This is a genomic window from Geminocystis sp. CENA526, assembly GCF_050753365.1.
Taxonomy (GTDB): Bacteria; Cyanobacteriota; Cyanobacteriia; order Cyanobacteriales; family Cyanobacteriaceae; genus Geminocystis.
In genome coordinates this window covers 146,695-161,799 of the sequence record NZ_JBLZFY010000002.1, presented here as the reverse complement: position 1 = coordinate 161,799, position 15,105 = coordinate 146,695, and the positions used below count along the sequence as shown (strand labels likewise).

The window sequence follows — 15,105 nt, the reverse complement described above, 5'->3', positions numbered from 1 at the left end:
CTCTTCTACAGTAGTTATGCCAAATTAATAGAAAATAATTAATATAAATTTTATCACCTATATTTTATCATTTATTCTTTAGATAACTTCCTTTGCCCATTGCCCTACCCCTTCCTCAGACTTTTTCAGCACCCCCTACATTAATTTATGTAAATTTTCTGAGATTTTTTAATCTACTTAAAAAAAATGAGATTACAATTAATCGATTATTAAACTAACTGAAAAACCATTCCTAAAGTTCGATCGAACTTGATCAAAAAAGTTATGAAATCTCTAAATTTAATTCTATTTAACAAGTCATTTAAAAAAATATTAATATTTTTAGGAATAACTATATTATCCTTATTTATTGTTATAAATTACTCTAGCTATGGTGTCAATGCTCGTCAAATTCCTGATGATCCTCAAGAGGCAATTTTAAATGGTAAAATGCTTCAAATGGAGCAAAAATTAGATCAAGAATATAGTAGTTTTTTTAATAGAGAAATGCTAGATAAAGAAGAAAGTTCTTTAGAAATGGCAAATATTTTAGCAGAGATGGATGAAAAAACTGGCACTAATTCAGCTATTCTCTGGGTAATGCCCGAAGAAGAATATTTGCATCTAGTCTATTTAAGCAAACAAGGTAAAATCATTGTTAGAGATATTTTCGATGCTCCTTTTGACAAACTTATACAAGTAGTTAATAATTTTTATCGAGAAATTGAAAAGGTTAATAATCCTATGGATTTAACCCTATCAAAACAGTTATATAAATGGATTATTGAACCCTATCAAAAAGACTTTTTAGACGCAGAAAATATCAACAATATTTTATTTTGCATTGGTAATGGAGTCAGATTAGTACCATTAAGTGCTTTATATGACGGGGAAAATTTCTTAGTCGAAAAATATAATATCAGTCGTATTCCAGCCTTTAATTTAATCAATGCCAAATATAACCCCATGAAAAACCCGACAATTTTAGCTATGGGGGCTTCCGATTTTCCTGATAATGAGCCTCTCCCTGCTGTTACTTTGGAGTTACAAAATATTGATCAACGTTTACAACGATCGAATACCTCATCTTCTACAGAAATATTACTTAATGAAGATTTTACTCTGCCCAATATGCAACAACAGTTAAAGGAAAATTCTTTTCAAATAGTACATTTAGCCACCCATGCTAATTTTAGTGGAGGAGATGTCACTGAATCCTATATTCAATTTTGGGATGATAAACTAACCCTTGAGCAAATGTCCAATATGCCTTGGCAAACACCTCCCGATTTGTTAGTTTTAAGTGCTTGTAATACAGCCTTGGGCGATCGAAATGCCCAATTAGGATTTACGGGTATTGCATTACAAACAGGAGTTAATACTGCTTTAGGCACTTTATGGAGTGTCAGTGACTTAGGTACGTTTGCTCTAATTACCGAATTTTATGAGCAATTAATCAATCAAACAGAAGCCAATCCCACTAAAGTTGAGGCTTTAAGAAAAGCTCAGGATTTATTATTACAAGGCAAAGTCTATTTTGAAGACAATGTGTTAATTACTCCCCACGGTAATATTGATTTACCCCAAAATCTGGGTGTGTCAGGAAAAGTTGAATTATCTCACCCCTTTTATTGGGCTGGATTCACTATTATTAGTAGCCCTTGGTAATATCCAATCCAATTAACAATTAACAATTAACAATTAACAATTATCCACTATTTAGGGTTTGCTGAATAAATCAGAAGTCTATTAAAATCAAGGGTTTAGACAAACTACATTACTAAAAAAGTGTGCAGTTTTAGCATTTTTTACGGAATTTTATTTAAAACATTTTTGTATTTATATATTCATACAAAGCCCCAAAACCTTGATTTTTATTACTTATTCCCTTTTCCCTTTTCCCTTTTCCGCTCTTCCCTATCTTCATCAAAATACTTTTTCAGCAAACCCTATTTAACCTGACACCTGACACCTATCCTCATCAAAAGACTTTTTCAGCAGCCCCTATTTATTATCTTTATAAAAAGCTAGGCTTATGACGGATTAAGTTTAAAAACTCCTCTCTAGTTTTATCCTCTTCTTGAAATACCCCTAGCATTGCACTGGTGACAGTCCAAGAACCAGGTTTTTGTACTCCGCGCATTACCATACACATATGAGTTGCCTCCATAACCACCGCAACCCCTTGAGGATCAAGAATAGTTTGTATAGCTTCTGCAATTTGACGAGTTAAACGCTCTTGTACCTGCAATCTTCTTGAGTACATTTCGACAATACGGGCTAATTTACTCAATCCGACAACTTTTTGGTTAGGAATATAAGCAACGTGCGCCCTTCCCATAAAAGGTAACATATGATGTTCACAAAGGCTGAAAAAGTCAATATCTCTGACTAACACCATTTCGTTATGCCCTTCATCAAAAATAGCACCATTGACTAATTTTTCTAACGATTGGCTATAACCTTGAGTTAAAAACTGCATGGCTTCGGCAACTCTTTTCGGGGTTTTTAATAACCCTTCTCTTTCAGGGTCTTCTCCCACCGACTCAAGCATAATACGAACTGAATCCATCATCTGTTGTTTGTTTTCTTCTTGAGTGAGATGGATTTGTGCTACTTTGCCGTTATGGGTATTTCGATCGGGACGGGTAGCTACATTATTATAAACTTCAGAGGTAATAGATGAAGAAACTTCAGGAGAAATTTTAGGAGAGTTAGAGCCGTTGGAAAATTCTGTCATAGTTAAGTTAGTAAATTAGTTTAAGTTGGGGTTGCCCCCTGAGATTTAAGTTACAGCAACTAGAAAAGCTCGAAAAATGAACATTTCAAGGAATTTAAAAATAAAATTATCTATAAAGCACCAATACTAGGAGTAATAGTTAATTGTTCAATGACAGCCTCTTGAGGAAGTAATACAGCTTGTAAAATAGCTTGGGCAACGGTTTCTGGTTTTACCATTGCCGATCGATTTAATTCTACCTTCACCGTATCAGTATCCCAAAGAGGACTATTTACTGCCCCCGGAGAAATCGTAGTAACTCGAATACCGTTACCTCTTTCTTCCATGGCTAAACATTGACTAAAAGTCACTAAAGCAGATTTACTAATAGCATAAGTACCCCATTCAGGGAAAGGAGTTTGAGCCGCTATGGAAGCCACGTTGACGATCGTACCTTTACCTTGGGTTCTCATGGTTGGTAAAACCCCCATGACGCATTCAAAAACACTGGTTAAATTCAGATTTAAGACTTTTTCCCAATCCGTTAAAGGGGTTTCTCTTAGAAGATTGGTGTAAGCTATTCCAGCATTGTTGACTAAAATGTCAATGCCTCCCCATTCCTGCACGATCGACTGTACCTTCCTCCTTACTGTGGATACTTCACTTAGATCAGCGCAAAAGACTTTTACTTGTACCCCATATTCTTTAACCTCATGAGCTACATCTATCAACTTATCTTGGGAACGACTAATTAAACAAAGGTCAATTCCAGCACCCGCAAAGGCTAAGGCTGTCGCTTTACCAATTCCACTACTAGCTCCTGTGATAATCGCTCGTGGTTTATTCGGGGGTAATTCCATGATATTATTGCTTTCTGTTTTGAGTTTTTCTACTCTACAAAATGATTATTAATAGAGTTTCATTAGAATAATGTGAAGTTTTGTAACAAAAATCACCATAGTTATTATAACACGAAAGGAAACAGGTTTTGGAAAAGGAATCCCTTTGTTTTCCTCTCCACTTGTCTTTTTACTTCCTATTTTCCCTTTCGTCTAGCCACTGCTGTAAAATTATCGCTGCCGCTCTTCGATCGATCGAACCTTTATTATAAGAAGAATATTTTTTACTACTTTTTAATTGTTCTTCCGCTTCCAAAGAAGTAAGTCTTTCATCCACAAATTCTAAAGGCAAATTCAAGGCTTTACTCAACCGTTTGGCATATTTAATCACCTGTTTAGCCTGAAAACCAATTTCTCCATTCATGGTATAGGGAATGCCAATTATTAACAAAGTAGCTTCTCTTTCCTTTACTAACTGACGAAAAGCCTCCACATCATTGACAAAAGAAGTGCGATGAATAGTGGTTAACTCTGTTGCCAATAACCCTAAACCATCACAACCTGCAACCCCAACTCTTTTTAAACCAACGTCCAATCCTAATACGGCAACTCTATCCATGAAAATTGTCTATATTTCGCTCTTGAATTTCCTTACTATAATTAGTTAAAAAACTGGAAAAATCTCCTTGTTTTAATGGTTTTCCCACTAACCAACCTTGAATTGTATCACAGTTCAGATTTTTTAATAATAATTTTTGATTTTCTGTTTCTACTCCCTCCGCTATCACTTTCATATTATAGCCTTTTGCTAAAGTAATTACGGCTGAAACTAAGGCTTGATCTTGTTTATTTCTTTCTAAGTCTTTCACAAAAGATTGATCTATTTTTATAGTATGAAATGGAAATTTTTTGAGATAACTGAGAGATGAATAACCAGTACCAAAATCATCTAAAGAAAATTTTACTCCCAAGGATGATAATTCTTTAATAATTAACTCTGTTTTTTCTACATCCTGCATTAAGATAGTTTCTGTAATTTCTATCTCTAAATATTCGGGATTGAATTTAGTTTTCTCCAGAATATTTTTGACTTCATGGACAAAATTTTCCTGTTGAAATTGTTTCCCAGAAACATTGACAGCAATTAGTAAGGGTAAATAACCTAAATCTTGCCATATTCTTCCTTGAATACAGGCTTTTTCTAATACCCATTTGCCGATCGAAATAATCAATCCTGTTTCTTCGGCTAGGGGAATAAATTTGGCAGGAGAAATCGCCCCTAATGTAGGATGTTTCCATCTTAATAACACTTCCGCACCTGACATGATATTGGTTTTTAAATTATATTGGGGTTGAAAATTTAAGAATAATTCATTATTTTCTAAAGCATTATATAAGCTATTTTCTAACTCAAATAATAACATTTGTTCTTGGCTTAATTGAGTTGTATAAAACTGGAAATTATTTTTGCCCATTTGTTTAGCTCGAAATAAGGCAATATCCGCATTTTTGATTAATTGCTTTTCGTCTAAACCATCATCAGGATAAGTGGCGATACCAATACTGCAAGTAACGTAGATTGTATATTTTGCGATAAAAAAAGGATGTTTGAGACTATTAATAATAATATCGGCAATGTCTTTCGGAGTGGCAAAATTTTCTTCTAAAGGCACAATCAAAGTAAATTCATCGCCCCCCCAACGGGATAAAAAACAATAATTTGGTAAACAAGATGTTAGACGTTGGGCAAAATTTTCTAATAACTTATCCCCCGTTGTGTGATTCAAAGTTTCGTTTATATTTTTGAATCGATCGATGTCAATAAAGAAAACCGCTAATTTATTTTTATTTTTCTTTCTTTTTTGTAAAAATTTAGCTAATTTCCAATAAAAAAAATCTCGATTAGGAATACCAGTTAAAGTATCATGAAAGGCTTGATATTTAAGTTTTTCTTCAGAATTTTTGCGTTCAGTTATATCAAAAATATAAGTTCTAATTACATTTTCCCTAGATAAATAATGAACATATTGCTCAAAATATTTATCTTGAATTTTTATTTCCCTAATAATTAAACCCCCATTACTCTGATTTGGTTTATGATTTAAACCTGCAATTAAAGGATTAGAATTGATGGAGATAGTAAATAAATCTGAAAAACATAAATTAGCGGCCGGATTAGTGTAAGTAATGTTACCATCAAAGTCAAATTCAATAATCGGATTAGGAGACAATTCAGGAAAAGAAGCGAGACGTTTAATATCTTTATTGGTTAAATTTTCCTGTAAATTTTCTTCTGAAATAACTAAGGTATCTTGTAATTTTTCTCTACTTAATTGATTAGATAATTGAATATCCTGACTAGATTTTGTATTTTTCAAAAATAAATCAGAGAAAGAATTAACTTCTATTTTTTCTATATCATTTTCTTGTTTATAAATAGCCTTATATTCATTAGTTCCAAAAATAATTACATCTCCATCTTCCAAAGGGTGATGTATCGTTTTTTTGCCATTAACTAAAATACCATTTTGACTTCTTTGACCTTTTAAATCTCCATCAATTAAAATATATATACTTTCTGTTTCCCCTAAATCTTTTCTGATTAAAGTTGCGTGATGTCTGGAAATAGATGACGAAGTTAACTTTATTGTACTATCCGAATGACGACCAACAGAATAAATACTCTCTGTCAAAGAAAGTACTTTTTGTTCTGATGGATTATCAGGAAATAATAACAAAAAATGATTTTTTTTATGATCTAAACTGCTCATTAAGGATAAAACTTGACATCATTAGGGTCTGCTGAGAAACTTTAAGCTATATAAAAATTGATTCTATTCTACTTTAGTTTTCACAATTATTACCAATCCGATAATCCAAAAACTAGACTTAGGTATAATCATCGTATTTTGTTACAGAAAGAACATAAAGTTTGCACTCCATTGCTATCTCTACCAGTGGAGATAAAAAATTAGCAATATTTATGAGGTTTCACACAGCAACAGGAATGTTGAAGTATTGAGAAGCTGTAGTTTTATGTTGTTCAGGAAAAGTTAAATCATTGACGGTTAAACCTTTTTTGACAAGATAATAAAAATCTAATACTTCAATACCAACAATATTATTATCCTTGTCATAGTCAATGATAATTCTATCTGTTTCGGGTTCGGTACTATCAATCTTATTCTCAGTTAATTTAAAGTAAATTGCGTCAATCTCATTATCATAAGTAACGATCATAGTTTTTTCCTCATATTGCGGTTAAAGTAAAGAGTAATTATCCTAATAGGTGTCGTGTTAGCAGACGTTACTACTTCTAACACTCTATTATCAAACTCAGCTATTCTTTTATAGTAATGATATTTTTCTCCACTATCATCAATAATGAACTCTGAGCCTTCGGGGTTTTCGATGGTGTCGATTACCCATGACTCTTTTACTTCTTCTCTTTCAGCTAAACGTTTTCGAGGGTGGTTAGTTCACAAATATTGATTATCCATGTCTCAAACTATTGATATAGGAGGTTTTTAGCTTTTATTTTAGCCTTAGATTATAAATCATAACTAGAGTTAGTTAAAAACTTGGTCATATTTTCTACCGTCAAAGGAGCAGTTAACCAGTTACCTTGTATTTGTTGACATCCTAGTTTAAAAAGTTCATCGACTTCGGCTTTAATTTCTACTCCTTCGGCAACGATGCGCAAGTTAAAACTTTTAGCTATGTTAATCATGGCACTAATTAACGCTTTATCTTGACTATCAGCACTGAAATTTTTGATAATGGGTCGATCGATCTTTAAGGTAGAGAAATTAAATTGTTTTAAATAACCTAAAGCCACAGTATCAGTACCAAAATCATCTAAAGAAATTCTGATGCCTAATTCATTCAAGTCTTTAAGAATTTTAGTGGCTAATTCTAAATCAGAAGCAATGGTTTTTTCCGTAATTTCCAACTCTAATAAATGGGAATTTAAAGAAGTCTTTTGCAGAATATTTTTGATCATACCCACAAAATTCGGTTGTTGAAACTGTTGAGTAGAAATATTAATACAAATCGGTTGATCTTCGAGATTATTCCATTGATGTCTTTGACTACAAGCGGTTTCAATTACCCATTCCCCAATGGGAATAATTAATCCTGTTTCTTCTGCTAAGGGAATAAATTGATCAGGTGTAACTCGTCCTAAATCGGGATGATCCCAGCGAATTAAGGCTTCTATCCCTGTCAATCTGTTACTTTCGATCGAAACTTGAGGTTGATACAGCAAAGAAAATTCATTACGGGTTAAAGCATGGGATAACAACTTTTCTAATCTTAATAAACGTTCCGCTTCTGCTTGAATTTTTTGATCAAAGAATTTATAGTTATTACTACCAGAATCTTGACTCTTAACTAAAGCACTTTGTGCTTGATTAATTAAAATTTCTGTTGTGGAGGCTTCTTCATCTTTAATGGCTATGCCCATACTGGTTTTGATATAAATTTTTTGATTATCGATGAAAAAAGGCGGTATAAAAGACTCCAACATTCGCTGAGAAACCCTGCCAACATCTTTAAAACTCCTGACTTGGGGTAAAAGACAAATAAATTGATAACCCTCCCAATGTGCTACGGTATCGCCCGATCGTAATGATGATCTTAAGCGTTTAGCAAAGCCATCTAAAATATGAGTTTTAAGACCATAATTTAAGTTTGTACCCTCCTGTAAAATTTCCAATTCCACAAAAATAATGCACAATAAGCCCTGAATACGACGACTATTAGCCATTGCCGTATTAAACTGCTCTAAAAACAACTGTCGATTCGGTAAACCTGTTTCCAAATCATACAAACCTTGTTCTTGAATAACCGTGCCTTGATTGATGTTTTTATTAACTGGACGTACAGCAAAAGAAAGTATGGTTTGATCACCGTAACTAATCCAAGTAATATTCGACTCTAATGGTACTATTAACTTGTTTTTACTTTTATACTCAAAATGTTTAATCAGATTATTTTCTTTTTTAGATTTTAAAATTAAGTTTATTTCTTCATCCAAAACCCCCGTCGTCATATCGATTAAATCATACAGTTTTAAAGAGTAAATTTCTTCCAAATTATAGCCTAATAAATCAGCTAAAGCATTATTTGCCTCAAGGATTTTTTTATTATGGGCATCCACAAGAAAAATGCCTTCTTTGGTTTGACTAATAAAAGCCTTATATCTCTGTTCACTTTCTTTTAATTGAGTTTCTAAAACTTTTCGTTTAGTAAAATCAAAAACGTAACTTCTAATTAATTTTTTATCAGATAAATAATGAATATATTGTTCAAAAACTTGCTCTTTTATGGTAACTTCTCGGACAAATAATTTATTATTGTTACCGTGATTTTCAATATTTTTAATTAAACCTACTAACAGGGGATGATTTTCAATAGATGGATTATTATTTAACTCAGGAAACTTATTAAGTGCCGAAGGATTAAGATAAGTAATATTTCCATTCCAGTCCATTTCAATAATCGGGTTAGGACTCAATTCTGGGAAAGAAGCTAGTTTCGTAATCTCAGAATTTTGGAAGTTAACACTATTACTTTCTGAATCTGAATCTAAAGATTCCATGATATTCGGTTCAGAAATAACCAATGTTTGTTTCGCCATAAAATTTTGAGGATTGGCTTTAGTGGGTTGCATGGTACTTTCCAATTCTGGCGGTGGTTGTTTAAAATCTCCAGATTGTAACAATGCTAAATCATTAATATTATTCAGAATATAATAACTAGCTTGAATTTCAAAACCAAAACGAATTACATCCTCATGTTTTAACTCTTGTACTAAACATCTTTTATCATTAATAAAAATACCATTAGTACTGCGATTACCCTGTAAATCACCATCTAATAACCAGTAGGAAAAACTTTGATTTTTAGTGTCGGTTCTGCGTAATAATGTAGCGTGAAAACGAGAAACTTTTTTAGAAGACAAAGGAATTTTATTTCTCACATCCCTACCGATCGAATAATTGGCTTCATCTAAAATAATGGTTTGCCTAGAATTTTCGTCTTCTAATACTAAAACATGGGTGATGGTTTGTAGATTTTTATGGGATGTGGTTTTGAGATAGTCACTATTCATGGTTAATAGTTAAGAGTTAATAATTAATTAATAATTTAGTATTCTTGAAGAATAAGAATAAAAGAATTTAGTAAATGTTTTATCAAAGTCTTGTGATAAGTAAGAGCATCTCATCGTTGAATATCATTATTTTATCTTAATATACAAACAAGACCCACGCTATAAATTTCAGTAAAACTTAAAATAAGCTAGGAAGTCTTTAAACCCCCTACTTAAGTATTTTTTCTGAGATTATTGTTTAGCTATTCATTATAGTATGTTCTGCTTTATGAAGAAAAATAGTTGTTTCTTTGGGGGGTAGGGGACGACTAAATAAATTACCTTGAATTTCGGTACAACCTAAATTTCTGAGTAATTCCATCTGTTCCATTTTTTCTATGCCTACTGCTACTAATCGACTACCATAACCTTTACATAAAACAGCTATACTTTCAATTAAAGCTCTTTGTTTGGGATTATCTTCTAATTGATTGATAACACTAGGACTAATTTTTATGGTATCGAATGCAACTTTTTGCAAATGAATTAAGGCTGAATTACCAGAACCAAAGTTATCAAAACATAGCCTTACTTTGAGGTTAGATAAACGGGATAATATTTGATAGGCTGATTCTTGATTTTGTAAAAAGCAATTTTCGGTAATTTCTAATTCTAAAAATTGTGGTGGCAACCCTGATTGTTCTAAGGCTTTTTCGATCGTCTCCAAAAAATTTGGCTGTGAAAACTGTCTTGCTGAAATATTAACACCAATGGGCAGAGGAGGGATATTTTCTTTTGTCCATGCGATCATTTGCAATGCAGCAGTTTGTAAAATCCATACTCCCAAGGGAAGCATAAAATCTGTTTCTTCCGTTAATCGTAAAAAATGACGAGGCGTAACTTTACCTAGTTCTGGATGATCCCAACGCAATAACGCCTCTAAACCTGTTATTTGTCTAGTTTGGCTATTAATTTGAGGTTGATAACAGAGGAAAAATTGTTGTTCTTTAATAGCGCTACCGATGAGATTTTCTAACTTTAATAAACTAGCGGTTTTCGGGGTAATATTAAATCCCGTTAAATTGTAGTTAGCACTATTTCTTTTCGACTCAAGAGAAAGTAAACTATTTTTTAGTAAAAGAGAAAGTTCATCACCGTCAATGGGATAAATAATTAAACTTAAATTGACATCTAATTTAACGTTACTAGAATATTGTTGTAAAAATTGTTCTAGGGTTAAAGACATTTTTTTTGCTATTTTTGCGGGGTCTTTTGGTCCTTTTATACGGGGAAATAGTACCATAAATTTATTTTCATCCCATCGAGCGACTAAATCCCCTAGTCGTAAACAAGACTGTAAAGTTTGACAGAAATTTTTAACTAATTGATCTACAATATTTTGATTATTATTCTGCTTAAATTCTGAGAATTTTTCAATTTCTATGACGATTAAACTCATTAAATATTGATACCTTTCGGCATTAGCGATGGCAACGCCTAACTGTTCAGTAAAGAGTTTTTGATTAGGTAGATGAGTGGTTTGATCATGGAATACTTGATCATTAAAATGTCCTATATGTTCAGTATTAGTGGCATTCCTAACCACAAAACAGAAAATGTCTTTATTTTGATAGCTAATTAAGCTAATACTGGATTCTAAATTGATTAAAGAACCATCCTGCGCTCGATGTAAATATTGTTTAGTGAAATCTTCTTTATTTTCTAAAACATGAGCTAAATCTTGGTTAAAACTACTCAAATCACTAGCGATAACATTATAAAGAGTTAAGTTAGTTATTTCTTCATTAGAATATCCCAATACTTTTAAATAAGAATCGTTGGCTTCAATAATGCGTTTATTACTGGCATAGGCTAAGAAAATACCTTCGGAAGTTTGTCGAGCGATGGCACGATACCGCACTTCGCTTTCTTTTAATTGGGCTTCGGCTTGTTTACGTTTGGTAAAATCAAAGATATAGCAACGAATTAATTTTTTTTCCGACAGATAATGAACATATTGTTCAAAAACTTCATTGGCTATTTTAACTTCTCGTAAAAAGAGATTTCCTTGTCGATTATTATATTCTGTCAATAAACCTGCAAGGATGGGATGTTCTAATTTTTCGTCATAAATGGTATCGAATTTGATACTAGCGGCAGGATTAACATAAGTAATATTACCATCCCAGTCTAATTCAATAATGGGGTTGGGGGATAATTCGGGGAAGGAGGCTAGACGAATCAACTCTTGTTGATCTTCGGAATTAGTTGCTTCTTCCTGTTTTTTGATCATGGTTTCGCTGGACTGGTTCGTCAATGTAATACGAGACGCATTAATTCGATCGAGTCCATCGGGGTTAAATAAATCGATACCCGAATCCGTAGGAATGATATAGTAACTAGCTTTTGCGTCATTAGCAAAACGGATAATATCGCCGTGTTTTAACTCATGGGAAATAGTAGAATGTCCATTAATCAAAATGCCGTTAGTGCTTCTTTTTCCTTGTAAATCGCCGTCAATGATGCGATAGGAAAAATTTTCAGTTTCATCATCGATTTTGCGAATTAAAGTTGCATGAGTACGAGAAACTTGATAGTCGTAGAGAATAATGGGATTATGAGAATCTCTCCCCAATGTGTAGTTACTTTCTTCAAGAGAAACAATCCTTCTACCTTTACGATCCTCGATAACTAAAATGTGACGAAATTCTTGTACTTCACTCATGTAATTTTACCCACAATAATTAATATAACGCAATAAATATTAATATTCCTTAATCATTTATTTTCATGCTTTATCACCTTCTTTCTATTATAAATTAGTTAGGAAAAGATAGATTATTTAATTCAGATAGGTTCGATCGAGGGAAGTAAGAAGTAGGCAAAAGTCAATATCAGTCAATAGACTTCTCCAGAAATTATTATTTTATCACCGTAGAACAGGCATCTTGCCTGTATTTTTGAAAATGTCTAATAGTTATCTGTATTGTTACTTTGAAACAGTTGGGGATTAGGGCAGGGTTTTTTCAAAGTCGGGGCGAAATTGCATTTTTCTTAGTCGCTTTAGCAGACTTTAGCTATTAGCTTTGTCATCCTGCTAGAGGAGTTATTGATGAAAACCCTTATCCCACAATGAAACAAATTTCATTACTCATAGCATAACTCTACTAAAGTGAGTTAATTTTCAGAAAAATATCTTAATTTTTAATAATAATTGATTTGCTAATCTGAAAAAATGGCTAAATTTGGAGAAAAGATGCCTACGGAGGTAAAATTATCATGACGATCGAATTTGATTATTAAATAAACTTAAAATTCACAAATTACAGGAGCATGATCACTAGGTTGGGTTAATTTTCTAGGGTTAATATCAATATAACAATTAACGGCTTTTTCTACTAATTTATCGGTTAAATAAATATGATCAATACGCCATCCCCTATTCTTAGTAAACCCTCCTTGACGATAATCCCACCAACTATAAAAACTGCCCTCCGTTGTAAATTTACGGAAAATATCGGTTAATCCAAGACTTAAGATCGATCGTAAACTTTCCCTTTCCATTTTTGATGCCATAATGTGATTTTCTTTACCTATAGCTTTATAAATATCAATATCTTCTAGGGCTATGTTAAAGTCTCCACAGACAAATAATTCCTGTGAATATTCTTGTTTTAACATCGTTAAATATTGTTTTAATAACTCTAACCAAGCCATTTTATAGTGATATTTTTCAGAATCGATCGAATTGCCATTTGGTACATAAAGATTAACGATTCTAATATTATTAATAACCCCACTAATTACCCGTTTTTGCTCATCGAAATTAGTGACTAAATCTAAGGGTAAAATATCAGCAAAACCATATTTAATATCTTGTAAAGGTTCACGACTAAAAATCGCTACTCCATTATAGGCTTTTTGACCATAAATATAAGTATGATAACCTAAATTTTTGAATCCTTCTAGGGGAAAATCGGCATCAATAACCTTAGTTTCTTGTAAACAAATAACATCTATATTATTATCGATTAACCATTGTTTTACTTGTTCTTGACGGGTACGAATAGAGTTAACATTCCATGTAGCTATTTTCATTGATTAATTAATATTAATAATTGATAATTTTGGTTCTTTTACAGTAGATAAAAAATAGTAAAACAGGCATCTTGCCTGTGTATTTTTGAGTCAATTACTGTGCCGTTTTTTCTGGTAATTTAAAAGACAATCCACAGGTACAATGTTCTTGAATATCAATATTTTTGAACTGAAATGCACCCCCCATTAAATCTTCTATATAGTCTATTTTTAAATTCTCTAAATATTGATAGCTATTTCGATCGATCACGATAGTTATATCAGAATCTGAAGAGATTTTTTCATCATTTTCTCGAATTTCTTGGTCAAAATTTAATTGATAAACATAATCTTTACATCCTCCTTTTTCTATTTTTATTCTCACATAAGAATTTTCGGAATCTGAACTATTTTTGAGTCTTTTTATCTCTTCGATCGCAGTTTGAGTACAATTTATCATAATGATACTTGATAATGTAATAATTTGTTTCAACAATCCCTATTAGACATCTCCAGAAAAGATTTTTAATTGGCTCTTAGTAAGGGTTTTAACCCTTGTTTTGTTAATTATTGGAGATGCCTTTTGCCTACCTTCATCACTATCTTTTATTCCCTGACTGAGTATAACTTAAACCGCTATTGTCGGGAATAGTCATCTTGAAAACGAACAATATCATCTTCTCCCAAATACTCCCCGTTTTGCACTTCAATTAAGATTAATTTAATCACTCCTGGATTTTCTAAACGATGTGTTGTACACTGAGGCACATAAGTAGATTGATTTGCCCCTAAAATTTTCACCTCATCACCACATTCTACCCTAGCAGTTCCAGAAACTACAATCCAATGTTCACTACGATGATGGTGCATTTGTAGGCTTAAACGATGACCAGGGTTAACCTCAATACGTTTAATTTTATAGCCTGTACCTTCTTCAAGGGTAGTAAAAGTACCCCAAGGGCGAGTTTCGGTAACATGATTGGTTAATGGCTTAAAGATGCTTTCTTTGGGTTGTTCTTGAAGTTGAATCATATTTTTAGTTTAAATTTTATGTGAATAAAAAATACTTACAAATATATAAAATGTCAAATTTTCTCTAGAGATAATCATATAAGATTATATTTTTTTTGTGATCTTAACTTATCTAGGGGGTGCTGAAAAAGTATTTTGATGAAGAGAGGGAAAAGGGAAAAGGGAAAAGGGAAGAGGGAAGAGGGAAGAGGGAAGAGGGAAAAGGGAAAAGGGAAAAGGGAAAAGGGAAGAGGGAAGAGGGAAGAGGGAAGAGGGAATAAATGACAAAAATCAAGGTTTTGATGCATTACACAATAAACAAAAATTATAAGTGTATTGTGAGCAATAAGATTTTAAATACCCTGTTTTTGACCAAAAATTGTGAA

Annotated in this window: 12 protein-coding genes and 1 pseudogene; 2 read left to right on the top strand and 11 right to left on the bottom strand. The window is 32.4% G+C overall.

Features of this window, described 5'->3' with window-relative positions:
* The first annotated feature begins 264 nt into the window (after positions 1-264).
* Positions 265-1,647 (top strand): CHAT domain-containing protein, encoded by a 1,383-nt coding sequence (locus tag ACN4EE_RS01515; protein WP_431704626.1) that lies wholly within the window; start codon positions 265-267, stop codon positions 1,645-1,647.
* A gap of 349 nt (positions 1,648-1,996) precedes the next feature.
* Here ACN4EE_RS01515 and folE read toward each other — a convergent pair whose 3' ends face one another.
* From folE to ACN4EE_RS01460, 11 genes and pseudogenes are all read right to left on the bottom strand, one after another.
* Positions 1,997-2,719 (bottom strand): GTP cyclohydrolase I FolE, encoded by a 723-nt coding sequence (gene folE / locus ACN4EE_RS01510; protein ID WP_431704625.1) that lies wholly within the window; start codon positions 2,717-2,719, stop codon positions 1,997-1,999.
* A 110-nt stretch (positions 2,720-2,829) separates the two neighbouring features.
* A complete protein-coding gene (locus ACN4EE_RS01505; RefSeq protein ID WP_431704624.1) occupies positions 2,830-3,558 on the bottom strand; it encodes an SDR family oxidoreductase in 729 nt (242 codons plus the stop codon).
* Positions 3,559-3,727: 169 nt separating this feature from the next.
* The gene (ruvX, locus tag ACN4EE_RS01500) at positions 3,728-4,156 is read right to left on the bottom strand and encodes a Holliday junction resolvase RuvX (RefSeq protein ID WP_431704623.1); all 429 of its coding nucleotides are present in this window, start codon (positions 4,154-4,156) and stop codon (positions 3,728-3,730) included.
* The gene (locus ACN4EE_RS01495; RefSeq protein ID WP_431704622.1) at positions 4,149-6,308 is read right to left on the bottom strand and encodes an EAL domain-containing protein; all 2,160 of its coding nucleotides are present in this window, start codon (positions 6,306-6,308) and stop codon (positions 4,149-4,151) included. The genes ruvX and ACN4EE_RS01495 overlap by 8 nt, the downstream gene beginning before the upstream one ends.
* A gap of 220 nt (positions 6,309-6,528) precedes the next feature.
* The gene (locus ACN4EE_RS01490) at positions 6,529-6,777 is read right to left on the bottom strand and encodes a DUF2283 domain-containing protein (protein ID WP_431704621.1); all 249 of its coding nucleotides are present in this window, start codon (positions 6,775-6,777) and stop codon (positions 6,529-6,531) included.
* Positions 6,774-7,004: pseudogene (locus tag ACN4EE_RS01485) on the bottom strand (DUF4258 domain-containing protein); the annotation flags it as partial. The pseudogene ACN4EE_RS01485 and the gene ACN4EE_RS01490, both read right to left, overlap by 4 nt.
* A gap of 83 nt (positions 7,005-7,087) precedes the next feature.
* Positions 7,088-9,652, bottom strand: coding sequence for an EAL domain-containing protein (locus ACN4EE_RS01480; RefSeq protein WP_431704620.1), 2,565 nt, complete (start codon positions 9,650-9,652; stop codon positions 7,088-7,090).
* 238 nt (positions 9,653-9,890) lie between these two features.
* Positions 9,891-12,356: an EAL domain-containing protein gene (locus ACN4EE_RS01475; RefSeq protein WP_431704619.1), complete on the bottom strand. Its 2,466-nt coding sequence runs from the start codon at positions 12,354-12,356 to the stop codon at positions 9,891-9,893.
* Positions 12,357-12,940: 584 nt separating this feature from the next.
* The gene (gene xth / locus ACN4EE_RS01470) at positions 12,941-13,729 is read right to left on the bottom strand and encodes an exodeoxyribonuclease III (RefSeq protein ID WP_431704618.1); all 789 of its coding nucleotides are present in this window, start codon (positions 13,727-13,729) and stop codon (positions 12,941-12,943) included.
* A 94-nt stretch (positions 13,730-13,823) separates the two neighbouring features.
* On the bottom strand, positions 13,824-14,168 hold the full coding sequence (locus ACN4EE_RS01465; RefSeq protein ID WP_431704617.1) for a HesB/IscA family protein: 345 nt from the start codon (positions 14,166-14,168) through the stop codon (positions 13,824-13,826).
* A gap of 176 nt (positions 14,169-14,344) precedes the next feature.
* Entirely contained in the window at positions 14,345-14,740 is a 396-nt protein-coding gene (locus tag ACN4EE_RS01460) for a phosphomannose isomerase type II C-terminal cupin domain (RefSeq protein ID WP_431704616.1), read from the bottom strand.
* A 119-nt stretch (positions 14,741-14,859) separates the two neighbouring features.
* On the opposite strand from ACN4EE_RS01460, the gene ACN4EE_RS01455 reads away from it, so the two are divergent.
* Complete coding sequence (locus tag ACN4EE_RS01455) at positions 14,860-15,000, top strand: hypothetical protein (RefSeq protein WP_431704615.1); 141 nt, start codon at positions 14,860-14,862, stop codon at positions 14,998-15,000.
* Positions 15,001-15,105 lie beyond the last annotated feature (105 nt).

Coding starts and splice junctions, on each gene's coding strand:
- ACN4EE_RS01515 (WP_431704626.1), top strand. CDS start 265: ATGAAATCTCTAAATTTAATTCTATTTAACAAGTCATTTAAAAAAATA.
- folE (WP_431704625.1), bottom strand. CDS start 2,719: ATGACAGAATTTTCCAACGGCTCTAACTCTCCTAAAATTTCTCCTGAA.
- ACN4EE_RS01505 (WP_431704624.1), bottom strand. CDS start 3,558: ATGGAATTACCCCCGAATAAACCACGAGCGATTATCACAGGAGCTAGT.
- ruvX (WP_431704623.1), bottom strand. CDS start 4,156: ATGGATAGAGTTGCCGTATTAGGATTGGACGTTGGTTTAAAAAGAGTT.
- ACN4EE_RS01495 (WP_431704622.1), bottom strand. CDS start 6,308: ATGAGCAGTTTAGATCATAAAAAAAATCATTTTTTGTTATTATTTCCT.
- ACN4EE_RS01490 (WP_431704621.1), bottom strand. CDS start 6,777: ATGATCGTTACTTATGATAATGAGATTGACGCAATTTACTTTAAATTA.
- ACN4EE_RS01480 (WP_431704620.1), bottom strand. CDS start 9,652: ATGAATAGTGACTATCTCAAAACCACATCCCATAAAAATCTACAAACC.
- ACN4EE_RS01475 (WP_431704619.1), bottom strand. CDS start 12,356: ATGAGTGAAGTACAAGAATTTCGTCACATTTTAGTTATCGAGGATCGT.
- xth (WP_431704618.1), bottom strand. CDS start 13,729: ATGAAAATAGCTACATGGAATGTTAACTCTATTCGTACCCGTCAAGAA.
- ACN4EE_RS01465 (WP_431704617.1), bottom strand. CDS start 14,168: ATGATAAATTGTACTCAAACTGCGATCGAAGAGATAAAAAGACTCAAA.
- ACN4EE_RS01460 (WP_431704616.1), bottom strand. CDS start 14,740: ATGATTCAACTTCAAGAACAACCCAAAGAAAGCATCTTTAAGCCATTA.